Below are 26,777 nucleotides of genomic sequence, written 5' to 3'. Positions count from 1 at the left end.
AATTTATTTATAAATGGAAAAAAACAAAAAATAATGATATAATCTCAAATGTTGACAAAATATTAACATATATAGAAATAGGAGATGGAAAGATGAAACTTAAAAAATTATCAGTTTTACTATCAGCTTTATTAGTTGCTTCTTTAACAGCTTGTGCGCCTAAAGAAACAGCTAAAAAAGAGGAAGTATCAAATAAGAAATTAACAATAGGTGTAATGGGATCTATAGATACACTTCCAATAGTAATAGCTAATGAAAAAGGATATTTTAAAGAAGAAGGGCTAGATGTGGATGTACAAATATTCACAGCAGCAAAAGATAGAGATGCAGCACTTCAAGCTGGAAAAGTAGATGGAGTTCTTTGTGATGAAGTTGCAATTTCACTTTATCAAAACTCAGGAGTTGATATGAAAATAACTGGAACTACTACAGGAGCTTGGAAAATAGTTGCTGGAAAAGATTCAGGTGTTAAAACAATGGCAGATTTAAATGGTAAAAAAGTAGGAATATCAGAAAAAACTATGATAGATTATTTAGTTGATGATATAGCAAAAGCTAATTCAGTAAAAGTTGAAAAGGTAGCTATACCTGCTATGCCTGCAAGATTAGAAGCATTAAGAAATAATCAAATAGATGCAGCTCTTTTAGCAATGCCATTTAATGATGTAGCAATTGCTGACGGTGGAGTTGAAATAAGCACAGTATCTAATGATGAAGCTATGATAGCTGTAACAGCTTTTCTACAAGATTCTATAGATAAAAAGAGAAATGAAATAAAGTCATATTATAAGGCTTATGATAAAGCTGTTGATTACTTAAATAGCACAGATATTAAGGAATATGAAGATATCTTAGTTAAAACAGTTGGATATGCAGAAGATATGAGAGGTAAAATAGTAATACCTCAATTTAAAAAGAACTACCTTCCAGCAGAAGAAAAGGTTCAAAAAGTTATGGATTGGGCAAAAGAAAAAGGTCTTTTAGAAAAAGATATTAATGCTAAAGATGTTATTAGCAATGTAGGAGCTTACTAAGAATAACTTATAAGTAAATAAATTAATTTTAAGGATGTACTTATTTTATATAAGACATCCTTAAGTTTTAGATAAAAATATAATTTATATTAAATAAGGTGGATTTATATGAGTAAAGTATATTTAATTTCAGGAGCATCAAGTGGAATAGGGGAAGATGTGACTAAAAAACTTATAGAGTGTGGAAATATTGTAATAGGTTGTGGATTAGAAGAAAAACCAGGATATAATCATGAAAAGTTTATATATTTTAAAGCAGATGTTAGAGAAAGTTCTAATTTAAAAGTTAAGCTTAAGGAAATATTAGAAAAAAATAAAATAACTAAATTAGATGGATTATTAACAAGTGCAGGGGTATGTGGAGTAGCAGAAGATATATATAATACTTCAGAAGAGAGATTTGAGGAATTATTTAGCGTTAATGTAATGGGAACTTATAATACAATAAAGGCAGCTTTAGAATACTTAAAAGAAGGCTCAATAGTAACTATGAGTTCAAGCCTTGGAACTAAAGCAGTTTCAAAATGTATTGGATATTCACCAGCAAAGGCAGCTATATGTCAATTAACTAAAAATCTTGCATTAGAATTAGCTCCAAATATAAGAGTAAATGCAGTTGCACCATCATATATAGATACTCCAATGACAAGAAGAGAACCAGAAAAAGATGATGTTAGAATGGCATTAGTAGCAAATTATCCATTAAAAAGAATAGGTTATGTAGAAGATGTTACAAATGCAGTAATGTTCTTAATGAAAGATGAAAGTTCCTTTATAACAGGTGAAATATTAAGAGTAAGCGGTGGTGGACATCTTCGTTAATATGAATATTGCAAATTTTGTGGAAACTTTCTTAGCAATTTCTTTAAATGGTTGATAATATTAATATTTGAAGTTATACTATAAAGAGTAAAAAAAATAGGAGGTTACGTAGAATGGCTAATGTTTTAGACGAGTTATTAGATCGTGGATACATAAAGCAATTTACTCATGAAGATGAGACAAGAGAATTGCTAGAAAAGGAGAAAATAACTTTTTATATAGGCTTTGACCCAACAGCAGATAGCTTACATGTTGGACACTTTATTGCAATGATGTTTATGGCACATATGCAAAGAGCTGGTCATAGACCAATAGCACTACTTGGTGGTGGAACAGCCATGGTAGGAGATCCATCAGGTAAAACTGATATGAGATCAATGTTAACAAAGGAACAAATTCAGCATAATGTTGATTCAATAAAGAAACAAATGGAGAAATTTATAGATTTCTCAGATGATAAAGCAATATTAGTAAATAATGCAGATTGGTTACTAGATTTAAATTATGTAGATTTTTTAAGAGAGGTTGGAGTTCATTTTTCAGTAAATAGAATGCTTTCAGCTGAATGTTTTAAGCAAAGATTAGAAAAAGGACTTTCATTCTTAGAATTTAACTACATGTTAATGCAAGGATACGATTTCTATGTACTAAATCAAAAATACAACTGTAAAATGGAACTTGGTGGAGATGACCAATGGTCAAATATGATTGCAGGTGTTGAATTAGTTAGAAGAAAAGCTCAAGGTCAAGCAATGGCTATGACTTGCACATTATTAACTAATAGCCAAGGACAAAAAATGGGTAAAACTGTTGGAGGAGCTTTATGGCTTGATCCAAATAAGGTAAGTCCTTTTGATTTCTATCAATACTGGAGAAATGTTGATGATGCAGATGTAGAAAAATGTTTAGCTTTATTAACATTTGTACCAATGGATGAAGTAAGAAAGATATGTGCTGTAGAAGGCTCAGCTATAAATGAAGCTAAAAAATTACTTGCTTTTGAAGTAACTAAATTAGTTCATGGAGAAGAAGAAGCATTAAAAGCTAAAACAGCAGCAGAAGCTTTATTTGCAGGTGGAGTAGATATGAGTAATGTTCCAACTGTTACAATAAGCAAAGAAAAGTTAGGCTCTACTATTTTAGATATAATGGCAGAAAATAAAATAGTACCATCAAAAGCTGAAGGAAGAAGATTAATTCAACAAGGTGGATTATCACTAAATGGGGAAAAAGTTACAGAAGTAACAAGAACTCTAGAAGAATCAGACTTAGAAGATGGTTCAGCTTTAATTAAAAGAGGAAAGAAAAACTACAACAAGATAGTTGTTGAGTAATATACATTTTATCTAAATTAATCCCTAGTAAATAAAGTAATTATTTACTAGGGATATTTTTATTTATGAAATTTATTATAAGAATATATAATTTCATATAAGAATATTGTTAAAATTTGTAGGTTTTTACTTGAAAAGGTTTTAAATTTTGTTTTTATAGAATATAATTAGTATACATTTGAGAATTTAGGAGAAGTTTTATGAGCAAAAATATTAAAAGCAGTGAAAATCAACTAATAGCAGCCTTATATATTGTACTTATGGGATTTGGATTTCCAATAATGAGATATATGAGTATGAATTTTGATACTATAAATAATAATGCTGTTAGATTTTTATCAGGTGGAATATTATTTATTGTAATTTGTATTTTTAAGTACAGAGATGAAGTTAAAAAGATAATAGAAAAGCCTAAGATAATTTTTAAGTTATTAATATTAGCTTGTTTTATGACAAGCAATATGTATTTTTTTATTAATGGAATTAAGTTAACTACAGCATTATCAGGAAGTATATTCGGAATATTAGCAATGCCTGTAGCTGCTATTATGGCAGGAATTTTTTATAAAGATGAAAGATGTCGTATAAAAAATAAGAATTTTATATTGGGAAGTATAATTGCTATATCAGGTTCATTAATATTTGTTTTAAATGGAGCAAACTCAAAGAGTGGACAAAGTTCAGCGGATTTTATTCTAGGGGCAATATTTTTAACAATAGCAATTTTAATTCAATCTATTCAAAACTTAGTAGTAAAAAGTGTAGCAAAAGAATTACATAGTATAATTATAAGTGCTTCAACTGCAACTTTATCAGGAATAATTTATATGATAATAGCAGTACAAAGTGGAAAAATAGTTCAATTAAATGAAGTTTCAAATGGATTAATTATAGGACTGATTTTAGCTGGAATGTATGGAATGCTAACAGGAATGTTAATGGCCTTTTATATAGTGCAAAAACAAGGAGTTGTTAGATTTAATATTATTCAGTTAATGATTCCATTATCAACAGCTATTGTTGGTTATATAGTGCTTGGAGAATCTATAAATATAATTCAAAGTTTTGGAGCAATTATTGTAATTATAGGTTGTATAATTGCATTAAAGAAAAAATCTTAATAAATTAAAAGTATTATAAAAGTATTAGATATTGATTTTCAATAATATGTCTTAACATAGAAAGAAAATTAACAGCTAATACTTTTTATTTATTAATAAATGGAAGTTTAATTGTTGTAATTATTTCTTCACCATTATCTAAAGTTATTATTCCGTTATGATTACTTATAATTTCATTACATAAATATAGCCCAAGACCTGTACTATATTCACTGTTAGGAGTATCAGATTTTACAAATGGTTCAAATATATGTTTATAAATTTCATTTGGAATTCTCTTAGAGGAATTTATTATGTCTATAACATAAAAATTATCTATATAATATGAGTTAACGATTATAGTAGAACTTTTGTTAGAGTATTTTATTGCATTATCTAAAATATTTATTAAAACTTCTTTTATTTTATTAATTTTACCTAAAATTAATCCATTTTCTAGAATATAAGAAATTTTTAGATTATATTTTTGAGCTTTTATACTCATATCTAAGCAAGTTTGAGTAATAATAGAGGACATATCTATTTCTACTAAATCTTCATCTATATAGGATAGCCCCTTTGAAATATTTATTAGTTCTAGAACTAAATTATTTAGTCTTTCACTTTCAGAGTATATTCTATTAATAGCACGATTTTTAAAAGCTTCATCATTAACTACATTATCTATTATCATTTCTGAATAGCCAATAATAGAAGTTAAAGGGGTTTTAAGTTCATGCGCAACAGTATCAAAAAAGAATTTTCTACTCAAGGCTAATTTTTCTACCTTCTCTTTTTCATTTTCTATATCTAAAATTTGAGTTTGAATTTTAGTTTTCATATTTATAAACTCTTTTGATAAAATTGAAATTTCATCATTGCCTTTATAGCTTATATTAACATCATAATTACCTTCTCCAACTTTTTTTGAAGCGATTGTTAAAGATGTTATTGGTTTAACTATTTTATTTATTAACATATAGGATATTAAAAAAATAATTATTATTAAAGCAATTTCTATATATGTTAATAGGTTTATTAAATTTCTATATTCTAAATAAATTAAGCTATAATCCTTAGTTAAGTTTATAATTCCAATAAATGATTCATTTATTATTATTGGATAAGAAAGCATACAAGTTACGTAATTTTTATTATATTTTATATTAACTATAGTTTTACCAGCTTGAATTTCAGATAAGTTATCTATAAACTCACTATTACTTTCTTTTAAGTTTGATGAAAGTATATTACCCTCTGTATCACCTATTTGTAGTTTAATATCATAATTTAATGATAGATATTCTATTAAATAGTTACTATCTTGAGCTAGACCATTAGAATTGGTACTATAGCTTTTTTGAGATAAAGTATATTTAATAGATTCTCGAGTACTTTTCATTACTTCTTTTAGTGAAGTAGTAATTGAATTTTCCATATTATTCTTTAAAATTTTTCTTACAGAAATATTTAAAGAAGCTGCAAATAAAATCAAAGTAATAGTAATAATTAAAGTAAACTTAAATTTAATTTTCATAATTACCTCATCATATATCCAATTCCAAATACTGTTTCTATTATAGGAGTTTCTTTATTTGAATCTAATTTACTTCTAAGCCTTCTTATGTGAATATCAATAGTTCGTATATCACCGTCATAAGAAAGTTCCCAAATATTATCTATAAGCTGTTCTCTTGAAAACACTTTATTCCTATTTTGAGCAAAGAATTCAAGTAAATCATATTCTTTAGGTTTTAATTGTATAATTTCATTATTTTTTAATACAGTTCTATTGTTAAAATTAATTTTTATAGATGGATTTATATTTATAAAGTCTTTATTATTATCTGAAGTGGATTTTTCAATTCTTCTAAATACAGCTTTTATTCTGCTTAAAACCTCTTTAATATGAAAGGGTTTAGTAATATAATCATCAGCACCTAATTCAAGCCCTAGAACTTTATCAAATATATCAGATTTTGCTGTAAGAATTATAACTGGTATAGTAAAATTACTATTTATATATTTGCAAAAATCAAATCCATTTCCATCAGGTAAGTTTAAATCTAGCAATATCAAATTAGGTAAATTAGATTTTAAAAATAAGTTAGCTTCCTCTAGGGAAAATGAACTGTAAGGACTATAACCCTCAGATTTTAAAGTATGAAATAATATATCATTTATGGATTTATCATCTTCGATAATAAGTATTTTATCACCCATATAAACCTCCTTAATAAAGATAATATATAATTAATTTTATGTAAGATATTGAGGAAAATGAATTATATATTTTTCCTCAATATAATTTATTAAGGTGTATATTGCTTATATATAGAGTAAGCAGAACCATTTTTAAGTTCTATCCAAGATAATAGAGGTTGTACTTGATTATTTTTACTTTTAGAAAGATAATCAAAAAATACATCATAGGTAACAGAAACAGACCTTGTTATAGAAGAACTTTCAATGCTGTTTACATCAGCCTTAACATCACGTCTACATAATGCAAAGGAACAATTAGAGGATATTTCGTAAGTGGTTATTTTGCTGTATCTATTTCTTATATAGTAAGGATCCATCAAGAAGTATTTACCATTTTCATCTATTCCAGCATTATTATCTTTAATAGCCTCATTAAGAGCTTCTTGTCCAAAGTAAAATTCAACTAAATCTACATCCATATATAATTTTCCATTAGATTCATAAATATCTTTAATATATCCAATTTGTTTATCATAGATATTTTCTAAAACTGTTATTTCCATTTCTACTTTTCTACCATATTCTTCATTTAAACCTTTATATATAAAAGTACCTGCTGTAGTTGAATTAACATTTGAGTTATCCCAATATATAGGTAGTGACATTTGAACTCCGTTTATAGAAGTATTTACTTCAGTAGGTAGTATATAGCTAGAATTTTGATAAATAGAAGTATTAAGTTTTATTACATCAAAGTTAGCGGAAATTTCTTCTAAGACTAATTTCATATTTTCAGCATCTACATTATTCGTTAAAGCTGTTTTTATTACAAAGTATGCATCGTCAAACCTATTAAAAGATAGATATTTATCTTTTATCTTTAAATAAATATCTTTATTTAATTTATCTAGTGAAATAGCTTTATTAAAATAAGATTTAGCTTCATCAAAGTTACCTTCATTAAGAGATTTTTCACCAGAATTAAAGTTTTTATTGATTTCATTTTCTTCAACTATAATTTCGCTTTTAGTATCATCAGATATAGTTATTTTTTTTGAAGAATTTTCACAGGATATTAATGTAGTTGAAAATATAAAAATAATTAAACAAAGTAGTGACATAAAAAATTTTTTGCTCATTTTAAAACTCCTTTAATTAATATAGTTATATTTTATAGAATAAAGATTTCTAAAGATTATATAGTTATTTCCAATATGTTTCCAAAGGTGCAAAGTGATATATCCATTAAAGAATTTATATAAAGTATCCGACATTATTAATAATGTATAGATAAGAGGTGAGATTATGCCAGGAATTTGGAATGTAAATAATTCCTATAATATAAATAGTAAAAAAGTAACAAGTAAATTAGCTTTTGATGTAGGAGAAAAATTTTCAGGAAAAGTTGTAAAAAAAGGTGATGGAAATGAAGCTACAATAAAACTTTTAGATGGATGGGAATTTGATGCTGAAATTGAAGGTGATATAGATTCTTTAGAAAAAGGGCTTCAAAGATTTCAAGTTGATGGCTTTGAAAATGGAAAGTTAAAACTTAAAGTTATTTCAAAGAATGTTTCAGAAAGTCAGATACAAGAAGGCGAATTTAATGAAATAATATCTAATGAGGGCTTAAGTAAAGGTGATGGAGAATTACTTAAAGAAATGCTTAAGTATGATATACCTCTTACAAGGGAAAATATAAAAGAGGTAAAGAGTTTAATACAGTTTTTAAATAAAATACAAGCAAATCCAAAGGAAATAGATGAATTTGTTCAAAAATATTTAGATAGTAAGGGAATAGATGTGTCTTCTGAAAAAGGAGAAAATATTTCTAATAATTTAAAGTCTTTTTTCCAAGAGTTTAAAAGTTTATCTAAAGAAGATATATTATTATTTTTAGAAAATAATATAGAGTTTACTAAAGAAAACGTTGAGGGATATAAAAATATATTTAAAGATGGTGGGAAGCTAGAAGATATTCTTAATAAAATTTCTAAAGGGATGAAGTTTGAGGGAAATATTAAAGAGGATAAGCTAGATATAAATATAAAGACTATAGAAACTAATATAAATGGTAAAGAAACAGAAGTTATTACAAAGGAAAATAGCAATAATATAAATGGAAATATAGCAAAGGATATATACGAAAAGCAAGATACAAAGGGTGCAAAGGTTAGTATGTTAGCACTTTTAAAGTCTATTGTAGGCAAGGGGGAAGATCAAGTTAATATTACTTTAAAGGAGATATTAAATAGCAGAAGAACTGAATTTACCAGTTTAGAATTCGAAAAAGCCTTTAATGATATTAATAGTATAAAGCCAGAAGATTTTATTAACTTAATTAAAGATATAAGTAAAGATGTAAGTTCATTAGGTTATAAAGATGTAGTAGATGATTTTAATGAATATGTAAATAAAAGTCGTAATGAAAGCAAAGGTATATTTGAAGCTATAGATTTTCCAAAAAGTGAAGTGGAAAAAATATTAACCACAATTACAGGGAAAAATATTTCACTAACAGAAGATGAATATTTGAAGTTAAAGGATATAGTTAATTTAAAAATACAGGAAGGTGAAGCTTCAAAGCAACCAGATGAAACTCTAAAACAAGAGGGGAAAGTTTTAGATAAAGAAGCTAATATAGAAAATAAAAGCTTAAATAAAGAAGTATCAACAAATAATAATTCTAATAATAAAGAAGTGTTAAATAAAGTAGAAAAGGAACTAATAAAAAATCAGTTTAATGAAATTCAAACTAAAGATATAAATAAGCCTATAATAAAAGAAGGTTTAAGTACTCAAGAATTAGTAAAAGAAATGTTTATATCAAAGCAAAATGAAGGAAAAGAAGTAGTAAAGGAAATATTATCAAAGCTTAATTCAGAAAATCCAGCCTTTGATAAAATAGTAGATGTTATTAAAAATAATATAAATGAAATAAAATTATTTAATAAAATAAGTCAAGAATATTACTATACAGATATTCCATTAAATATTAAGGAGAAGGAGTATCCATGTAAACTTATAGTAAAAGACAATAGAAAAGATGGCAAAAAAATAGATAGCACAAATGTAAAAATGGTAGTTACAGTAAAGACATCTAATTTAGGAACAATTGATGGATATATAAAAGTATTAGATAAAAGAATGGATATAGACTTAAAATGTGAAGAATCTTCTGTTAAAATAGTAAATATGGCAAAGGAAAAGCTTTCAAATAATATACAATCATTAGGATTTATTACTAATATAAAAGTAATAAAAAAGGAAGAAGAAGTTTCTTTAACAAGCTGTAGAGAGTTTTTTGGAGACAATAATTCATCTATAGATATTAAGGTATAAGAAGTGATTTGAGGTGAAGAAAGGTGAACCATAGAAAAAAGGCTGCAGCAATTAAATATGAAGCAAATCTAGTGGCACCTATAGTTACTGCAAGTGGTATGGGACACATTGCAGATAAGATAATTGAAAAAGCAGAGGAAAATGAAGTTCCAATAGTGTATAATAAGGAATTGACAGAGTTACTTTTAAATGTTGATGTAGGAGATTCAATACCATCAGAGCTTTATGAAGCAGTTGCACATGTTATTGCCTACATTACAGATTTAGATAGAATTGTAGAAAGGTGAGTAGATAGATGGCTTTATATGCTATTTCAGATCTTCATCTTGCTTTTACAACAGATAAACCAATGGATATTTTTGGAGAAAAATGGCTTAAGCATGATGAAAAAATAAAAAATAATTGGATAGAAAAAATAAATGAAGAGGATATGATTTTAATAGCTGGAGATATTTCTTGGTCAATGAGAGCAGAAGAAAGCAAAATAGACTTAGATTGGATTGAGGCTCTTCCAGGTAAAAAGATAATATCAAAAGGAAACCACGATTATTGGTGGGGAAGTATATCTAAATTAAATAAAATGTATGAAAATACTAAGTTCCTACAAAATAATTTTTATACATATAAAGATTATGCTATTTGTGGATCAAGAGGATGGATATGTGAAGGAACAGAAAGATTTACAGCAAAAGATAAGAAGATACATGATAGAGAACTTATTAGATTAAGACTATCATTAGATGCTGCAAAGGCAGCAGGATTTAAGAAAATTATTGTTATGATACATTATCCACCAACTAATGAAAAACAAGAAAATTCAGCTTTTACAGAGTTGTTTAAAGAATATAAAGTAGAAAAAGTAATTTATGGTCATCTTCATGGACCATCATTAGCAAATGTATTAAATGGTGAAAAAGATGGAATAGAATATATAATGACAGCATGTGATTTTATAAATTTCAATCCTAAATTAATTTTAGAGTAAGCTTTAGATTTAAATAAATTGATTAGAATGAATTTAAAAGACTTTTGAAGATAATTATTAATTTCAAAGGTCTTTTTTTATATTTGTTAAAATTGTTAAATTATTCACTTTATATACGATTATGTGAAAAATCTTTAATTAAAATCCAAAAAGACTTTCATATATTTAATAATTAATATGTAAAACTAGAATATAGAAAAGTTAATATAGCCTTTTAGCAAACATTGATAAGGGTTATTAGTTGAAATTTATTTAAAGTTTATTTAGAATAAGTTAAAGGTATAAAGTGAGGAGTAAAAGAAAATTTTACAGGAGGCATGGCTGTGAATTCACTAAAAAAAATTAAGATAAAACTAACAGCAATAATATTAATTTTTATGTTAGTTTTATTTTCTGTTAATATACAATTTTTATATTATGATTTTGACCAAAATTTAAAATATACATCAAGAATACAGTCTAATGAATTAGTTGATGAGTTAAAAGTAATTATAGATGGGATAAAAACAACAACAAAAGAAGTTGCTAAAAATGAAATAGTAATTGATATATTAGATTCTAATTCTAAATATGAGGACTTAGAATCAGAAGAAATTGAAAAAGTTCAATCAGAAATAAATATGGCAGAAGGCTTATTAAATAAGTTTGATTATATTAATAATATAAAAATTGCTAGCATAAGTGGAAAGTACCTTTTTAATAATAATAAAATAAGTAAAAACTTTGATTTGAAAAAAAGACCTTGGTTTAAGGATGAATATTTTAATATACAGGATAAGATTATAACTTCTTCTATACATAATGATTTTGATACAGGGAAACAAACTATATCTATAGCTACTGTTATATACTCTCCAAAGGATGGAAGAGCAATAGGAATTGCTATAGTAGACATATTAGTAGATAACTTGCTTAGTGAAATTGATTCAGGATTTTACTTAGGAAATTTGAAAACCTTTATAAAAATAGATAATGGAGCTTACTATTCAAGTAACGAAGTAATTACCGATATAGAATCAATAAAAAAAGATGAATATTATATAAAGTTAGATGAGGGATTAGATATACTTTTTAGATTTGATAAAAAGTCTAGTATATATTATAAAAGTTTTTATAATATATTAGAAAAACAAATATTTTTTTATTTGTTTTTTGGAGTATTATTAACACTAGCATTATTATTAATGACAGAAAGAATTTTTAAGCCAATAGGAAGAGGTTTAGAAAAATTTAAACACTTATTTAAAAATTTAGAAGAAAAAGATTTTGAGTTAGATGGTAAAGATGAATTTAAAGAACTTGAAATTATTTCAAATGCATTAAGTAAATCCTTTGATAGTAGAATTAATAAACATATATTTTATGATGATTTAACCAATCTTCCTAATAGAAAAAAACTAGTAAATATAACAGATGAGTTAATTATAAAAAATAAAGAATTTGCATTATTATTTATAGATTTAAATAAGTTTAAAGAAGTAAATGATCTTTTAGGGCATTTAGCAGGAGATACTCTTTTAAGGGAATTTAGTAATATAATGAAAAATACAATAAAGGATAAAGGAATTATTACTAGATATTCGGGAGATGAATTTATAATTATATATACTGATTATAAAGGAGAAGAGGAACTTAAAGAATTTTATGAAAATAATATGTTAGAAGCTTTTAAAACACCAATTCAAATAGATGGGAAAAGTATTAAAGTAAGCTTTTCAGTAGGTGTTGCAATATACCCTAAAGATGGAGATCATGTTGATGAATTAATAAAGAAAAGTGACTTTATGATGTATAAAAATAAGGGAAATAAAGCTTTAGAAGAATTATTATTTTTTCATGAAGACTTTTATAAAAGTATAAAAAAAATAGAAGATATAAAGTTAAATCTTAGAAGTGCTTTAAAAAATAATGAATTTGAATTATATTATCAGCCAGTAATGGATAGCAAGGGAAATGTTTGTAAATTAGAATCATTAATAAGATGGAAAAGTAAAAACTATGGTACTTTGTCACCATTAGATTTTATAAAATATGCAGAAGAAACCGGAGATATTATATTTATAGGATATTGGGTTATTCAAGAAGTATGTATTAAGTATAGAGAGATATGTAATAATTATAAAAAAGGATTACAAATAAGCATTAATATTTCTCCAATTCAACTTATGGAAAAGAACTTTGCATCAAATATAGAGATGATTATTAAAAAATATGAAATTGATTTCAATTTAATATGCTTAGAAGTAACAGAATTAGCGTTTTTAGAAAACAATTATATAGTAATTGACAACTTAGAGAAGATACGCAATTTAGGAATACATACAGCATTAGATGACTTTGGAAGTGGATATGCTTCATTTAGTTATTTAAAAAGATTTAAATTCAATATTCTAAAAATTGATAAATTATTTATAGATAAAGCTACTAATGAAGATTATAAAATTATAAAAAGTATAAAAGAAATAGCTGATGTTTTAAATATGAAAGTTATTATTGAAGGGGTAGAAACTTTAGAACAATATAATGCTTTAAAAGAAATTAATTGTGATTTTTTTCAAGGTTATTATTTTGCAAAACCTCTTAATATAGAAGAGATAAAAAACTTCTTATTAGTGGCTAACAAAAATAAATCTTTGTAACATTGTTACAGTAAAAAACCTAGTATAAGAGTATATTAATATTAAAGAAGAAGAAATTTAAAGATTTACTAGGAGGATTTTATTATGAATAATGTTAAAGTATATACAACAAATTCTTGCCCATGGTGTACAAAAGTTAAAACTTATTTAAGTAAAAATAAGGTGCAATATGAAGAAGTAAATGTAGGATTAGATAGATCAGCAGCCTTTGAAATGGTTAAGAAAAGTGGACAAATGGGAGTACCTGTAATAGATATTAATGGTAAAATTGTTGTAGGCTTTGATAAAGAACAAATAGATAATTTATTAGGAATTTAATATTGATAGATGAAAAAAGTAAAGCTAAAATATAAATAGCTTTACTTTTTTTAGTTTAATAATTTATAATAGCAATTAACTTATAAAAACATAAACTAAAATAATAGAATTAAAGTAGGGGGATAGTTTATGGAGTTTAAAGAAGTTTTAATAGAAAATTATCCATTTCTAAAAGAATTAGATAGTGAAATATTAGATATCTTGTTAAGTAGAATTTTTATAAATGAATATAAAATGGGAGAAAGTATATTTAATACAAGAGAAAGTTGTTTAGGATTTTCTTTTATATTATCAGGAACTATAAGAGTTTATAGAATAGGTGATTATGGAAAAGAATTAAGTTTATATAGGCTAAAAAAGGGAGATAATTGCTTTAATACAATTCAATGTATTTTAACAGAAAGTGAAGGAAGTTTTTTTGCTGATGTAGAAGAAAATACTAAAGTAGCTATTTTACCTATGGATTTATTTAAAAAATATATATTAAATAATCCTAGTTTCTTAAAATACTTATTTAAAAACCTATATAAAAAGTTTGAAAATGTTGTAGATGGAATTGAGAAAATAACTTTTGATAGTATTGAAAGTAGGCTTATTAATTATTTAAAAACTAAAATTACAGATTCTAATGGAGCTAAAATAATATATACAACTCATGAAAAAATAGCAGCAGATATAGGGTCATCAAGAGAAGTTGTAAGCAGAAGCTTAAAGTCTTTAGAAAAAAAAGAAATTTTAGAGCTTGGAAGAGGAAAGATAAAAATAAAGAATTTAGATTTATAAAAGTATTAACATATAAGAATTAAAATAATTATGTGAAGTAAAAAAATATTGACTAATTTCGAACTATATCGTAAAATTTGAATATAGTAATATTGTGAAGAGTATCGAGGTGATAATATGGATAACAACTATAAACAATATGAAGAAGCAGCTGAACTTTTAAAAGTGTTGGCTCATCCAGTTAGACTATGTATTGTAAGAGGTCTTTTAGAAAAAGGTGGCTGTAATGTTACAAATATGCAAAATTGTTTAGAAATGCCTCAATCTACAATTTCACAACATCTACAAAAGCTAAGAAGTGTTGGAATAATAAAAGGTGAAAGAAATGGCTTAGAAGTTGTATATGAAATTGCAGATAAAAGAGTAGAAGCAATTATAAATGCAATTTTAAAGTAAAGCTAAATAAAAAAATAGTTATTAATTTAAGTATATTAATTTATAAAGTGGCTTGGCCACTTTATTTTAAAAGATTAATATCGTTAAATTTGAATATAGTGATTAATAGTTGTATTAAAGTTATAGAAATAAGAAATAATAATATAAATCATTTAAGGAGGAATCTATAATGAAAAAGAAGGTTTTAATTGTTGGAGGGGTTGCAGGTGGTGCATCAGCAGCAGCTAGACTTAGAAGATTAGATGAAAATATAGATATTGTTGTATTTGAAAAGGGTCAATATATATCTTTTGCAAATTGTGGATTACCATATTATGTTGGAGAAGTAATTAAGGAAAGAGATGCATTATTACTTCAAACTCCAGAAAAAATGAAAGCAAGATTTAATATAGATGTAAGAGTAAATAGTGAAGTTGTTAAAATAGATACTGATAATAAAACAGTTAAAGTAAAGTCTTTATCTGATGGTGAATATGAAGAAAGCTATGATTATTTAGTACTTTCTCCAGGAGCAAAACCAATAACTCCTAACTTAAAGGGAATAGATAGTAATAAAATATTTTCTATAAGAAATGTTCCAGATATAGATAAAGTTAAATCTTATGTAGATGCAGGAAAGGTAAAAAGTGCAGTAGTAATTGGTGGCGGATTTATAGGAATAGAAATGGCTGAAAATTTAAAAGAAAGAGGAGTTAATGTTACTTTAGTAGAAGCAGCACCTCATATACTTGCACCTTTAGATTCAGAGTTTTCAGCATTAGTAGAAAAGGAAATGAACTCTAATGGAGTAAGTATAATATTAAATGATAAAGTTTATGGCTTTGAAGATAATAACTTAGGAATAAAAGTTTTGTTAGAAAGTAAGAAAAATCTTCAAGTTGATATGGTTATATCTGCAATAGGAGTAACACCTGATACAAGCTTTATAAAAGAATCAGGGGTAGAGCTTGGAGAAAGAGGACATATACTTGTAGATAATCATATGAGAACAAATAAAGAAGGAGTATTTGCAGTAGGTGATGCAGTTTCTGTTAAAGATTATGTAAATGGAAAGGAAGCATATATTCCATTAGCAGGTCCTGCTAATAGACAAGGAAGAATTGTTGCAGATAATATTTATGGAATTGATTCTGAATATAAAGGAACACTTGGAACTTCAATTATTAAAGTTTTTGATATGACTGCAGCTTCTACAGGAAATAATGAAAGAACATTAAACAGATATGGAATTAAATTTAATAAAGTATATCTTCATCCAATGAATCATGCAGGATATTATCCAAATGCAACTCCATTAACTATTAAGGTTTTATATGATGTAGAAGGAAAAGTTTTAGGAGCTCAAGCTTTAGGATATGAAGGTGTTGATAAATTTATAGATGTAATTGCTACATCAATTAAATTTGGAGGAACAATGGAAGATTTAGCAGAACTAGAACTTGCATATGCACCACCATTTTTATCTGCAAAATCACCAGCTAATATGGCAGGATTTATTGCTCAAAACCAAAACAAAGGATTAGTAGAAGTTATAAACATAGAGGATTTAAAAGACTTTAATCCATCTAAGCAAATACTTTTAGATGTAAGAGATAAACAAGAAGTTGATCTTGGAAAAATAGATAAATCAATGAATATTCCAGTAAATGATTTAAGAGAAAATCTAGAAAAGTTAGATAAAGATAAAGAAATATTAATTTACTGTGCTGTTGGAATAAGAGGATATATTGCAGCAAGATTATTAATGTCATATGGATATAAGGTTAAAAACTTAAATGGTGGATATAAATCTTATGTAAACTGGGATTATAAAGCTAAGATTTTAGAAGAAAATAATAATGATGATAATAATGGAAATGGTGATAATATGGCATTAGAAGAAGTAGCAGCAGATAAAATAAGAGAGTTAAATGCAACAGGACTTTCCTGTCCAGGACCTTTAATGCAAGTAAAAGCTACAATGGATAATATGAATAATGGAGAAGTATTAAAGGTTAAAGTATCAGATGAAGGTTTTTGTAGAGATATTGAAGCTTGGACTAAGAAAACTAATAATAAGCTTTTATCAGTAGAAAAAAGTAAAGGTATAATAGAAGCTACAATAAAAAAAAGTAGTGATGAAATAGAAAATGAAACAGCAATATTAAATACAAAGTCATGTTCTACTTCTAATGGTCAAACTATGGTAGTTTTTAGTGGAGACTTAGATAAAGCTATTGCATCATTTATAATTGCAAATGGTGCGGCAAGTATGGGGAAAAAAGTAACAATGTTTTTCACATTTTGGGGATTAAATATTTTAAGAAAACCAGAAAAAGTCAAGACTTCAAAAAATATTATAGAAAAAGCTTTTGGTGTTATGATGCCAAGAGGAAGTAAAAGATTAGGTTTATCTAAAATGAATATGGGTGGAATGGGCTCTAAAATGATTAGAGGAGTCATGAAAGATAAAAATATTCAATCATTAGAAGATTTAATGGAAGCCGCTATAAAAAATGGAGTAGAAATAGTAGTTTGTACAATGTCCATGGATGTTATGGGAATTAAGAAAGAAGAATTAATAGATGGAGTAAGCTATGGTGGAGTAGGATACTATCTTGGAGAAGCAGATGAATCAAATGTAAATTTATTTATATAATAGAAAAGACAATAGTTATTTTAGATTATATTTGAAAAAGTTATTAATAACAAAATATAAAGAAGAAGGGTAAGTTTAGCTTGTCCTTCTTCTTTATATTGAAAATAATAAATATTTCTATATTAAGTACTATAAATAGTAATATATTTACTTAAAATCAAATGATTTTTCAGTAAGTTTACTTTTTATCATATTTTCAAGTTGTAATGCAGCTTCCTCATATCTTGAAGGAAATTTAATATTTTTATTAATATAAACTGAGTAATGTTTATTATTAGCTTTAAAGTTTAATTTAAAAAGATGATAAGGATAATTCTCTGAAAGATTTTTATTTGTAATTTCTATGTCACTTCTATTTATAAATAATATTTCTTTATCTTTTTTACGTATAACTTCAAATCCGTCTTTATCTAAATTATAAAATAAATTTTTTAAATTTGAAGAATCTTTTATAAAAAGATAAATTATTACTATAAAGGAGATTATAAGTAATATATTAAGATATAGATATTTATTTGAATTAAATAGATTTCTAATAGTAGTAAATATACTATTAAAAAATATAACTATCCAAAACCAATTAGACATAAAATTAGAAGGAAATAATATATTTTCTTTAGTTATTTTATTTATAATTACAAAAAGCTTCTCTCTATCACTCCATAATAAGTTAGCAATAGAAATAATGTATATTTTATTATTATTACATAAAATTGAAAGTTGATTCTCAGATACATAAGCACTTCTTATATTTTCTATTTTAATTTTTGTTTTAAAAAAGAATCTATGGAGTATAAGCTCCTCCTCTGTTAGTTCTAATATAATTCTTTTATAATCGCTATGCAAAACCATAGTATCACCCCTGTCTCTTTATATTAGTAGTATTAAGTTTGCGTATGTTAAGATTTATTAAATTGGTTTTATAATGTTAAGTATATAGTCAAAATTATACCATAAATTATATAAAATTTAAATTTTTGTTAAAATTTTAAACTTTTTTAGATTATATATATTTAATCTAAGTAAATAGATTATAGATGTAATATATACAGGTAATGGTAGTTATAGTTTTAAAAAGAATATTTTAAAAATTATATTTTTAGGATATAATTTAAATATACGAAAGAAGGTGAAGTTTTGGAAATATCAAAAGAAAAAGTTAAGTTAGATGAAGTACTAAAGTTTTTATTTTCAACTTCTAATAAAGTTTTAATTAAATTACTTAATGGGATATTTGGAGAAAACTTTGATGTAAATGAAGTAGAGTTAATAGTAAGCAATAATGAGTTTGTTGAAGATGACTTAGGAATACTAAGAGGAGATATGTTCTTTGACATGCTTAATACATATAATGATAAAGTAAGTTATCATATTGAATTTCAAACAAAAAACGATAATACTATGATAGTTAGAATGTTTGAGTATGGATTTAGAAAAGGTAAGGAACAACTAAGAAATAGTAAAGAGTTAAGTGAAAAAAATGAAATAAGAACTATATATTTTCCAAAACAAAAGGTAATATTTTTTGAAGAGAATAAAAAAATAAAAGATACCTTAAATCTAAAAATAGTATTTCCAGATAATCAAGAAATAATATATAAAGTAGATGTAATGAAGTACTGGGAATATACAGAGAAAGAACTTAAAGAAAAGAAGATGTACCCATTAATTCCATTACAATTATTTGGATTAAGAAAAGAGTTAGAAAAGGCACAAAATAAAAATGACATAGAAAAAATAAGAGAATTATCTTATAAAGCAAGAGATTTAGCTAAAAAATTAGCATATGAAGCAAAAGAGTTATTTGAAGCAGAAGAAATTTTAGGCGAAGACTTTCATAAAATGTTATTAGCAGTAGGAAACTTAATAGAATATCTAAATAGAAATTATTTAAATGATAGAAATATAGAAAATGAGGTGATTACAATGACAAAAACATTATATGATCCAGAGATTGAAAAAAAAGGAATAGAAAAGGGTATAGAAAAAGGTATAGAAAAAGGTATAGAAAAGGGTATAGAACAAACTCAAATAAGTATAGCTAAAAATTTGTTAGATGTACTTGAGGATGAAGTTATTGCCTTAAAAACAGGATTATCTATAGATGTAATAAGAAATTTAAGGAAGTTAAATTAGTTTGAATGTTACTAGTTTAGGACTTAAAATAGGAAAAGGTACTATTTAATTTTATAAATAGTACCTTTTTGATTATATAAAATTAATATTTAATACTTGTATTTAAATTAATTAAATGATAAGTATTAAATTTGATTATTTAATTCTGAAATTGTTTCATCAAGTTTTTCTAGGTTTGTTGCTTGAATAGCCATATTTGCCGCAATTTCTTCACATAAAGCTGAGTGCTCTTGAGATATTGTTGAGGCTCTTTCTATTATATCAATAACCTTATCTTTTTCTCCAGAGGCTGTAGCTAGGTTAAGTATAGACTCATCTGTTTCTTTAGCAGCATCTTGAATAGAAGATTTTATTTCAGTTAAACTATTTTTAGTTTCTTGTAGTGTCTTTTGTTGATTTACAAGAGCATCATTTCCATTATTCATTGCTTTTGAAGCATCTATAATATCAGATTTTATATCATCTAAAATTTTAGTTATACTTCCAACAGATTGCTTTGAGTTTTCAGCAAGTTTTCTAACTTCACCAGCAACTACAGAGAACCCCTTACCAGCTTCCCCAGCTCTAGCTGCTTCAATTGCAGCATTAAGAGAAAGAAGATTTGTTTGGTTAGCAATTTGACTTATAGAATCTGTAATTGTATTAACTGATTCTAATTTTGAAACAAGAGAATTAACAGTTGTACTAACTGTATTAAAAGCATCTTGTAATGATTTTAATGAGTCATCTAAATTAACAAATGTATTTAATCCATTATCAGCAACTTTATCAGCATCTAAAACTGCTATTTGAACATTTGTAACATTATAAGCTAAATTTTCCATACGATCACGGAACTGGCCTAAAATAGATGATGCATTTGATATTTCTTCAGTTTGAGTAAGTGTAGCAGATGTAAGGTTAGATAATGAGTTATTAACCTCTTGTACAGAAGTTGAAAGATTAGAGCTACTTTCACTTAATAAATTCATTTGTTCCTTTAAAATAGAATTATCTTGCAAAGTTTCATTTTCTTCATTAAGACTTTGTTCTTCTACACCTTCTATTGATTTACTTTCAATTACCTCTTTTGCCTCTTTTTTTGTTTTAAAAAATATACCCATTTTTTTTAGTTACCCCCTAATTTTATCTTATCTTTCCCATCACGAGCCATTTCTTTTATTTTTTGTGGAGCTCTTATAGATGTTATTACATCAGAAAACCATTTTAAGGCTTCTTGATCTTTATTTAATCTTCTACACAATTCTCCCAGTAAAAATGTTAGTGAAAATTTATCTAACCCATACATAGGAAAATCTTCATTACAAAAGGCATCAGTAAAACCGATTAAAGCTTGAGATAAAAAGATATCTTCTTGCTTTTTATCTTCTAATAGCCTGTACATCCAAGCAATTTTTAAACAAATCATAGCTTTGCAACTACTTTTACTTTCCATAATCATAGCATTAAGTAAAGCTAATTTATAACGTTCAATGGCAATTTTTTCTGTGAAAATATCATTATATTCTCTTCCAACCCATTTTGATGATATTTTTTCTTTTACTAAATCCTTTTGAAAACTTCGTATTTTAGAAAACTCTGCTTTCATAGCAGCGTATCCACAATAAGGGCATAACCAAACATCATAAAAATAAGGGTTAATTATAGAATATCTAATGAAAAAATCAGAGTCAGTAGATATTTTTCTATACGAATTTACTTTAACAGCAGGTGTTTTAAAGCTTTTATTACAAATAGGACATTTAACATCCTTAAGAAAAAGATAATTAAGAGGATTTTCTAAGATTTCCTTTTTCTTTTCATTAGGTTCAAGCTTTTTAAATAAATCACTACTGTTTATATTGGTAAATCCTAACTTTTCTAACCCTTGAAAAATATTTGACATTAGTTTATCACCTCAAAAAACATAGTTATAATTAATTATATCATATTTTACAAAATTATGTAGATAATTAATTAATAAAAGTTTAAAATAATTTAAAAATTTGTTTAATTTATAAAATTAATTTTCTATAGTGAAAGTTAAGTGAGAATAAGATATACTAAAATAAGTAAATATATAAATTCAAACATGAGAGGTGCGCTATGCTAAAGAAGTTTAAAAACAGAAATTTATTATTTTTAATTATGGTTGTAATATTGCAGTTAAAGTCTATGGCACTTTTAGGTATGTTAAGAACAGAGGGAGCTTCAACTATAGATTTAAAAAGAATATATTTTACTAGTTCAACATTTATTTTAGCTCATGTAGCTATAATAACATTAATATGTAGTTTTATATTTCTATTTAATAAAAAAGGAAGATATAAATATTTTTATATAGTAAACTTAATAATTTCCTTATTGTTCATTGCGGATATTTGGTATTATAGATCAAATGGAACATTTTTATCAATAAGACATATTATAAACATTGAAATATTTAATCCAATTGGAAAAAGTCTTTTTAATATAAGACCTATTGATTTAGTATTTATATTTGATTTAATATTTATTGCTTTATTTAAAATATTCTATAAAAAGTATGAAAGAATAAATAATAATGAAAACAATAAATTAAAACTAGGATATAGAATTCTAAAAACTACATTAGTATTTTTAATAAGTGCAATTATTATTGGAGTATCTCATTACTATATAGATATTAAAAAAGAGTGGAGCGAATATTCATTATTTAGAATGTCATGGGCACCATTCCAAACCTATAGTGATGTAAGTCCATTAGGATATCATGGATTTGATGTAACATATTACTTTAATAAAAATAAAAATCTAAATGAAGAAGATAAAAAGTTTGTAGAAAATTGGTTTAATGATAATAAAGAAGATATACCTGACAATAACTATAAAGGTATGTATAAAGGTAAAAACTTAATAGCTATTCAAGTAGAATCTTTAGAAAACTTTGTTATAGGAAAAAGTGTTAATGGACAAGAGATTACACCAACTTTAAATAAGCTTTTAAATGAAAGTTTTTATTTTAGTAATATATATGAACAAAATAATTCTGGAACAAGTTCAGATTGTGATTTATTAGTAAATACATCAGTATTCCCAATAAGAAATGGAAGTACTTTCTTCAAATATCCAGGAGCAGAGTATAATACATTACAAAAAATATTAAATAATAAAGGATATACTACAATTTCTACTCATGCAGAAGTACCAGGAAATTGGAATTGGGCAGAAAATCATAAATCTTTTGAAGCAAATAAAATATTAGATATATCTTATTTTAATAAAGATGAAATAATAGGACCTGGATTATCAGATGAGTCTTATTTAAATCAAATAGCAAATAAATTAAAGGATGAAAATCAGCCATACTATACATTTATTGCAACATTAACAAGTCATGGTCCATTTGAAATTCCAGAGGATAAAAAATATTTAAATTTATCTAAAGAATTAGATGAAAATATTTTAGGAGCTTATTTCCAAAGTGTTAGATATGTAGATGAAGCAATAAAAGTATTTTTAGAAGATCTTAAGAATAATGGACAGTTAGATAATACAGTAATAATGATTTATGGAGACCATGCAGGTGTTAATAAATTTTATAAAGATAAAATGGCTAATGCACCTTTAGAAGGAGATTGGTGGAATACAAAATACAATTCAATTCCATTTATAATATACAATCCAGGAACAAAAGGAGAAGAAATAAAAAAATATGGAGGACAGGTTGATTTCTTACCAACCATAGCTTATTTATTAGGTATAGATAGAAAGGAATTTGAAAATTCTTCAATGGGAAGAGTTTTAGTAAATACTAATAAAGATGCAAGCTTATTAAATAATGGAGAGATTTTAGGAACTCCTAAAAGTGAAAATGAGAAAACTCATTTAACAGATTCATTTAAAGTAGCGGATATTATAATTCAAAATGGATATTTTAAAAATAATTAATACCACTTTTATGTATTTTAAATATAATATTGGGGTGAAACTAAAAGAGGGTGATTATATATGATAGTTCAAGATTGGAAAAGTTTTTTGATGCCCTATGAACAGGCTGTTGATGAATTAAAAGTAAAACTTAGAAGTATAAGAAAAGAATATAGAAGAAAAAATGAATACTCTCCTATAGAATTTGTAACAGGAAGAGTAAAAGAAATATCAAGTCTTTTAGAAAAGGCAAATAAATTTGAGATACCACTAGATAGACTTCAATATGAAATTGAAGATATTGCTGGAATAAGAATTATGTGTCAATTCGTTGATGATATAGATAAAGTTGTAGAACTTATAAGGGCTAGATCAGATATGCAAATACTTTATGAAAAAGATTATGTTACAAATGTAAAAGCCAGTGGATATAGAAGTTACCATATAATTATTAAGTATCCTGTAAATATGGCTCAAGGACATAAAGAAATATTAGCAGAATTTCAAATAAGGACATTATCAATGAACTTTTGGGCAACAGTTGAGCATTCATTAAATTATAAGTATAAACAACAAATACCTTTAGAAGTAAAAGATAAATTAAAAAAAGCAGCTGATGCAGCTTTTGAGTTAGATGAATTAATGCTTGATATTAAAGATGAAATAAAAGATGCACAAAAATTATTTGAAATAAAATCAGATATAATAACAAGTATAATGCATAATATACTAACACTAATTTCTCTTGGAAAATTAGCTGAAGCAAGTAGATATGAGATATCATTAAATAAATTAATAGAGGATGGAGAAGTTTGGGAACTTAATAATTTACTAACAGCAATTAAAAAAGATATAACAAGATATAAAGATATTTAAATTTATAATATAAACAAAAGAAGCTAGAAATTTTAGATTATTTAAAATTTCTAGCTTTTTCTATTAAAATAATTATTAATAGAATATAAAGAACATAGACTTATAAGACTATAAGTTATAAGAGAAAAAAGTAAGGGAATTTAACTAATATTATATTTTAAATAATAGTAATTATTATTTAAATGTAGTATAATTAAATGAGACTCCAAATTAAGTGAGACTCCAAATTTTATATTTGGCTAGTCGAACTTACTCATTCGAATGAATATGAGAAGGAGTTACAGAAGTAGAGATCCAAATTTTATATTTGGCTAGTCGAACTTACTCATTCGAATGAATATGAGAAGGAGTTATAGAAGTAGAAAATTAAAACGTAAAGGTAGGTATTGCTATGATTAGTAATGAAGATTTTAAAAGGATTTATGATAATCCCTTATATATAAGATATATTGAGAATCCAACAGAAGAATTAATATTAGAAGCAGTAAAAAGAAATGGATTAGCTATAAAATACATAAAAAATCCTAGTTTGAAAGCAATAGAAACAGCCATTAATAATAATCCTTTAGCTGTAGAAAGTATAGAAAACCTTAATGAGGATTTAGCCATTTTAGCAGTGAAAAATTTATGGAATTCATTAAAATATATTAATAATCCATCAAAAAAAGTTATTGAAGAGGCTGTTAAAACTAAAGGATGGGCAATTCAATTTGTAGAAAATCCAGATGCAGATATTCAGTTATTAGCTGTAAAAAAAGATTATGATGCAATTAAGTATATTAAACTTCCTAAAGAAAATGTTCAAAAAGAAGCAGTAAATAAATACTGGGGAGCTATAAGATTTATTGAAAGTCCAAGTTTAGAAGTTAGAAGAATGGCAGTTAAAGGTGATGAAGAGGCAATAAATTATATAAGTTATGATTTAGATGAACTTAAGATATTAATTGGTGACAATATAAAAATAGTAAAATACGTATATGATTCAATAGAAGTAGAGTTTGTTTTAGATGTTGTAATAGATAAAATAAAAGGCGAAGAAATAGATGAAGAATATATGAGAAACTTTTTAGAACTTGAAATTTTAGAAATGGATAAGATTAATTTTATTAAGGAATATGGTAGTAAAAAGGCCAAAATTTTATTAGTAGATTATAGCTTATCTTTATAGAAACAAAGGGGATGAAATAGTATGAAATTTTCAGAAGCTATAAGCACAGTTGAATTAGTTTTAGAAGCAAAAGATGTACCACTAATAATTGGAGAAGCAGGAATAGGTAAAACTGCATTAGTTAAAAGATTATGTTATAAAGAAAATTTTCATTTAGTAACAATAGATGCTAACTTACTAAAAGAGGGTGAAATAGGAGGACTTCCTATAGTTGAAAAAGGAAAAACAATTTATGCAACTCACCATAAACTTTCAGAAGTAGAAAGAGCATTAAAAGATAAAAATAAATCAGGAGTACTATTATTTATAGATGAACTTAATAGATGTGAGCACGCTGTACAACAAGAATTAATGAATCTTATTTTAAATAGAGAAATAAATGGATTTTACTTAGATGAAAATGTTAAAATCGTTGCAGCAATGAATCCATCAAATAAATATGAGGGATTTGAAGATAGTGATTATCAAGTTGTAGATATGGATAGAGCTCAAGAAGATAGATTTGTGTGGATAGAAATGGACTCTGATATTAAAGAATGGATAAGATGGGCAATGAGTTCAGATGGAAATATTCATGAGCATATAATAGAGTTTTTATCAAGCTTTCCAGAATATTTAAATACACCAAATGCAAGAGAGAATATAAAAGCAAGTCCAAGAAGTTGGGAAAGAATAGGAAAGGGGTATCGGATTTATGAAAAGAATAAAGATAGGTTTGGTTTGGATACTTTTTACAATGTTGCAAAAGGGAATGTTGGAGTAAGTATAGCTACAGACTTTATGAATTATATTAAAAATATTAAGAATCCTCTAATTAAAGCTAAAGATCTCTTTGATTATACTATATTACCATTTGAACTAAGGGAAGATATACAAAAAGAAAGTCATTCAAGATTATATATATTAGCAAAAAATTGTTTAAGTTACTTAGAAGAAAATAGAAACGAAAATAATATTAAGCTATTTGGAAGTTTATTAATGGTTTATCCAAAAGACTTAAGACTTGGTATAATGAAAGAAATAAAGAGCGATCAAAGTAGTGAGCTTTATAATGCTTTATTAATAGATGATACATTTATAGATGCATTTTTTAATATTTATGAGTAAGGTGAT

23 protein-coding genes are annotated in these 26,777 nt (G+C 25.4%); 17 read left to right on the top strand and 6 right to left on the bottom strand.

The genetic code is table 11. The features are described from left to right. Positions 1–92 precede the first annotated feature (92 nt). The 4 genes from ACYQ1T_RS02925 to ACYQ1T_RS02910 all read left to right on the top strand — a co-directional run bounded on the left by ACYQ1T_RS02925 (position 93) and on the right by ACYQ1T_RS02910 (position 4,311). Complete coding sequence (locus tag ACYQ1T_RS02925) at positions 93–1,034, top strand: ABC transporter substrate-binding protein (RefSeq protein ID WP_459831559.1); 942 nt, start codon at positions 93–95, stop codon at positions 1,032–1,034. Positions 1,035–1,142: 108 nt separating this feature from the next. After that, positions 1,143–1,856 carry an SDR family NAD(P)-dependent oxidoreductase gene (locus ACYQ1T_RS02920; RefSeq protein WP_459831555.1) on the top strand — a complete coding sequence of 238 codons (714 nt, stop codon included), beginning with the start codon at positions 1,143–1,145 and terminating at the stop codon, positions 1,854–1,856. 113 nt (positions 1,857–1,969) lie between these two features. Then, positions 1,970–3,190 carry a tyrosine--tRNA ligase gene (gene tyrS, locus ACYQ1T_RS02915; protein ID WP_459831552.1) on the top strand — a complete coding sequence of 407 codons (1,221 nt, stop codon included), beginning with the start codon at positions 1,970–1,972 and terminating at the stop codon, positions 3,188–3,190. A gap of 200 nt (positions 3,191–3,390) precedes the next feature. Further along, on the top strand, positions 3,391–4,311 hold the full coding sequence (locus tag ACYQ1T_RS02910) for a DMT family transporter (RefSeq protein ID WP_459831549.1): 921 nt from the start codon (positions 3,391–3,393) through the stop codon (positions 4,309–4,311). An 85-nt stretch (positions 4,312–4,396) separates the two neighbouring features. Here ACYQ1T_RS02910 and ACYQ1T_RS02905 read toward each other — a convergent pair whose 3' ends face one another. From ACYQ1T_RS02905 to ACYQ1T_RS02895, 3 genes are all read right to left on the bottom strand, one after another. Beyond that, positions 4,397–5,827, bottom strand: a complete 1,431-nt coding sequence (locus ACYQ1T_RS02905; RefSeq protein ID WP_459831547.1) for a HAMP domain-containing sensor histidine kinase — start codon at positions 5,825–5,827, stop codon at positions 4,397–4,399. Positions 5,828–5,829: 2 nt separating this feature from the next. After that, positions 5,830–6,513: a response regulator transcription factor gene (locus ACYQ1T_RS02900; protein WP_459831546.1), complete on the bottom strand. Its 684-nt coding sequence runs from the start codon at positions 6,511–6,513 to the stop codon at positions 5,830–5,832. 89 nt (positions 6,514–6,602) lie between these two features. Next, the gene (locus ACYQ1T_RS02895; protein WP_459831544.1) at positions 6,603–7,634 is read right to left on the bottom strand and encodes an Ig-like domain-containing protein; all 1,032 of its coding nucleotides are present in this window, start codon (positions 7,632–7,634) and stop codon (positions 6,603–6,605) included. A gap of 166 nt (positions 7,635–7,800) precedes the next feature. Between ACYQ1T_RS02895 and ACYQ1T_RS02890 the strand changes: the two genes are divergently transcribed. From ACYQ1T_RS02890 to ACYQ1T_RS02855, 8 genes are all read left to right on the top strand, one after another. Beyond that, positions 7,801–9,837, top strand: a complete 2,037-nt coding sequence (locus tag ACYQ1T_RS02890) for a hypothetical protein (protein ID WP_459831543.1) — start codon at positions 7,801–7,803, stop codon at positions 9,835–9,837. Positions 9,838–9,860: 23 nt separating this feature from the next. Next, entirely contained in the window at positions 9,861–10,124 is a 264-nt protein-coding gene (locus ACYQ1T_RS02885; RefSeq protein ID WP_459831540.1) for an EscU/YscU/HrcU family type III secretion system export apparatus switch protein, read from the top strand. Between the two features lie 8 nt (positions 10,125–10,132). Then, positions 10,133–10,822 carry a metallophosphoesterase gene (locus tag ACYQ1T_RS02880; protein WP_459831538.1) on the top strand — a complete coding sequence of 230 codons (690 nt, stop codon included), beginning with the start codon at positions 10,133–10,135 and terminating at the stop codon, positions 10,820–10,822. A gap of 323 nt (positions 10,823–11,145) precedes the next feature. Then, positions 11,146–13,461, top strand: a complete 2,316-nt coding sequence (locus ACYQ1T_RS02875; protein ID WP_459831535.1) for a bifunctional diguanylate cyclase/phosphodiesterase — start codon at positions 11,146–11,148, stop codon at positions 13,459–13,461. An 84-nt stretch (positions 13,462–13,545) separates the two neighbouring features. Beyond that, positions 13,546–13,779 carry a glutaredoxin domain-containing protein gene (locus ACYQ1T_RS02870; protein WP_459831532.1) on the top strand — a complete coding sequence of 78 codons (234 nt, stop codon included), beginning with the start codon at positions 13,546–13,548 and terminating at the stop codon, positions 13,777–13,779. A 129-nt stretch (positions 13,780–13,908) separates the two neighbouring features. Next, on the top strand, positions 13,909–14,562 hold the full coding sequence (locus ACYQ1T_RS02865) for a Crp/Fnr family transcriptional regulator (RefSeq protein ID WP_459831529.1): 654 nt from the start codon (positions 13,909–13,911) through the stop codon (positions 14,560–14,562). A 117-nt stretch (positions 14,563–14,679) separates the two neighbouring features. Next, a complete protein-coding gene (locus ACYQ1T_RS02860; RefSeq protein ID WP_459831526.1) occupies positions 14,680–14,958 on the top strand; it encodes an ArsR/SmtB family transcription factor in 279 nt (92 codons plus the stop codon). Between the two features lie 169 nt (positions 14,959–15,127). Then, positions 15,128–17,596, top strand: coding sequence for a DsrE/DsrF/DrsH-like family protein (locus ACYQ1T_RS02855; RefSeq protein WP_459831523.1), 2,469 nt, complete (start codon positions 15,128–15,130; stop codon positions 17,594–17,596). Between the two features lie 147 nt (positions 17,597–17,743). On the opposite strand, the gene ACYQ1T_RS02850 is transcribed toward ACYQ1T_RS02855, so the two are convergent. Then, on the bottom strand, positions 17,744–18,448 hold the full coding sequence (locus ACYQ1T_RS02850; protein WP_459831521.1) for a hypothetical protein: 705 nt from the start codon (positions 18,446–18,448) through the stop codon (positions 17,744–17,746). Between the two features lie 285 nt (positions 18,449–18,733). Here ACYQ1T_RS02850 and ACYQ1T_RS02845 point away from each other — a divergent pair, with 285 nt between their 5' ends. Beyond that, positions 18,734–19,732: an RpnC/YadD family protein gene (locus ACYQ1T_RS02845; protein ID WP_459831518.1), complete on the top strand. Its 999-nt coding sequence runs from the start codon at positions 18,734–18,736 to the stop codon at positions 19,730–19,732. Between the two features lie 125 nt (positions 19,733–19,857). On the opposite strand, the gene ACYQ1T_RS02840 is transcribed toward ACYQ1T_RS02845, so the two are convergent. Then, a complete protein-coding gene (locus ACYQ1T_RS02840; RefSeq protein WP_459831515.1) occupies positions 19,858–20,835 on the bottom strand; it encodes a methyl-accepting chemotaxis protein in 978 nt (325 codons plus the stop codon). Positions 20,836–20,840: 5 nt separating this feature from the next. Then, positions 20,841–21,617, bottom strand: a complete 777-nt coding sequence (locus tag ACYQ1T_RS02835; protein ID WP_459831513.1) for a DUF2225 domain-containing protein — start codon at positions 21,615–21,617, stop codon at positions 20,841–20,843. A 200-nt stretch (positions 21,618–21,817) separates the two neighbouring features. Here ACYQ1T_RS02835 and ACYQ1T_RS02830 point away from each other — a divergent pair, with 200 nt between their 5' ends. The 4 genes from ACYQ1T_RS02830 (at position 21,818) to ACYQ1T_RS02815 (ending at position 26,771) form a co-directional block, all read left to right on the top strand. Then, positions 21,818–23,641 carry an LTA synthase family protein gene (locus tag ACYQ1T_RS02830; protein ID WP_459831510.1) on the top strand — a complete coding sequence of 608 codons (1,824 nt, stop codon included), beginning with the start codon at positions 21,818–21,820 and terminating at the stop codon, positions 23,639–23,641. 60 nt (positions 23,642–23,701) lie between these two features. After that, positions 23,702–24,496, top strand: coding sequence for a GTP diphosphokinase (gene yjbM / locus ACYQ1T_RS02825; RefSeq protein ID WP_459831508.1), 795 nt, complete (start codon positions 23,702–23,704; stop codon positions 24,494–24,496). Between the two features lie 391 nt (positions 24,497–24,887). Further along, complete coding sequence (locus tag ACYQ1T_RS02820) at positions 24,888–25,664, top strand: hypothetical protein (RefSeq protein WP_459831506.1); 777 nt, start codon at positions 24,888–24,890, stop codon at positions 25,662–25,664. 21 nt (positions 25,665–25,685) lie between these two features. Further along, the gene (locus ACYQ1T_RS02815) at positions 25,686–26,771 is read left to right on the top strand and encodes an AAA family ATPase (protein ID WP_459831504.1); all 1,086 of its coding nucleotides are present in this window, start codon (positions 25,686–25,688) and stop codon (positions 26,769–26,771) included. The last annotated feature ends 6 nt before the right edge of the window (positions 26,772–26,777 follow it).

The sequence above is a fragment of the Clostridium carnis genome, assembly GCF_054657435.1.
The sequence above is the reverse complement of the archived record's forward strand: the minus strand, read 5'-3'. Positions and strand labels throughout refer to the sequence as shown.

What these genes read in the sequence shown, in the direction of transcription:
- ACYQ1T_RS02925 (WP_459831559.1), top strand. Translation starts at nt 93, where the DNA reads ATGAAACTTAAAAAATTATCAGTTTTACTATCAGCTTTATTAGTTGCT.
- ACYQ1T_RS02920 (WP_459831555.1), top strand. Translation starts at nt 1,143, where the DNA reads ATGAGTAAAGTATATTTAATTTCAGGAGCATCAAGTGGAATAGGGGAA.
- tyrS (WP_459831552.1), top strand. Translation starts at nt 1,970, where the DNA reads ATGGCTAATGTTTTAGACGAGTTATTAGATCGTGGATACATAAAGCAA.
- ACYQ1T_RS02910 (WP_459831549.1), top strand. Translation starts at nt 3,391, where the DNA reads ATGAGCAAAAATATTAAAAGCAGTGAAAATCAACTAATAGCAGCCTTA.
- ACYQ1T_RS02905 (WP_459831547.1), bottom strand. Translation starts at nt 5,827, where the DNA reads ATGAAAATTAAATTTAAGTTTACTTTAATTATTACTATTACTTTGATT.
- ACYQ1T_RS02900 (WP_459831546.1), bottom strand. Translation starts at nt 6,513, where the DNA reads ATGGGTGATAAAATACTTATTATCGAAGATGATAAATCCATAAATGAT.
- ACYQ1T_RS02895 (WP_459831544.1), bottom strand. Translation starts at nt 7,634, where the DNA reads ATGAGCAAAAAATTTTTTATGTCACTACTTTGTTTAATTATTTTTATA.
- ACYQ1T_RS02890 (WP_459831543.1), top strand. Translation starts at nt 7,801, where the DNA reads ATGCCAGGAATTTGGAATGTAAATAATTCCTATAATATAAATAGTAAA.
- ACYQ1T_RS02880 (WP_459831538.1), top strand. Translation starts at nt 10,133, where the DNA reads ATGGCTTTATATGCTATTTCAGATCTTCATCTTGCTTTTACAACAGAT.
- ACYQ1T_RS02870 (WP_459831532.1), top strand. Translation starts at nt 13,546, where the DNA reads ATGAATAATGTTAAAGTATATACAACAAATTCTTGCCCATGGTGTACA.
- ACYQ1T_RS02865 (WP_459831529.1), top strand. Translation starts at nt 13,909, where the DNA reads ATGGAGTTTAAAGAAGTTTTAATAGAAAATTATCCATTTCTAAAAGAA.
- ACYQ1T_RS02860 (WP_459831526.1), top strand. Translation starts at nt 14,680, where the DNA reads ATGGATAACAACTATAAACAATATGAAGAAGCAGCTGAACTTTTAAAA.
- ACYQ1T_RS02855 (WP_459831523.1), top strand. Translation starts at nt 15,128, where the DNA reads ATGAAAAAGAAGGTTTTAATTGTTGGAGGGGTTGCAGGTGGTGCATCA.
- ACYQ1T_RS02850 (WP_459831521.1), bottom strand. Translation starts at nt 18,448, where the DNA reads ATGGTTTTGCATAGCGATTATAAAAGAATTATATTAGAACTAACAGAG.
- ACYQ1T_RS02840 (WP_459831515.1), bottom strand. Translation starts at nt 20,835, where the DNA reads ATGGGTATATTTTTTAAAACAAAAAAAGAGGCAAAAGAGGTAATTGAA.
- ACYQ1T_RS02835 (WP_459831513.1), bottom strand. Translation starts at nt 21,617, where the DNA reads ATGTCAAATATTTTTCAAGGGTTAGAAAAGTTAGGATTTACCAATATA.
- ACYQ1T_RS02830 (WP_459831510.1), top strand. Translation starts at nt 21,818, where the DNA reads ATGCTAAAGAAGTTTAAAAACAGAAATTTATTATTTTTAATTATGGTT.
- yjbM (WP_459831508.1), top strand. Translation starts at nt 23,702, where the DNA reads ATGATAGTTCAAGATTGGAAAAGTTTTTTGATGCCCTATGAACAGGCT.
- ACYQ1T_RS02820 (WP_459831506.1), top strand. Translation starts at nt 24,888, where the DNA reads ATGATTAGTAATGAAGATTTTAAAAGGATTTATGATAATCCCTTATAT.
- ACYQ1T_RS02815 (WP_459831504.1), top strand. Translation starts at nt 25,686, where the DNA reads ATGAAATTTTCAGAAGCTATAAGCACAGTTGAATTAGTTTTAGAAGCA.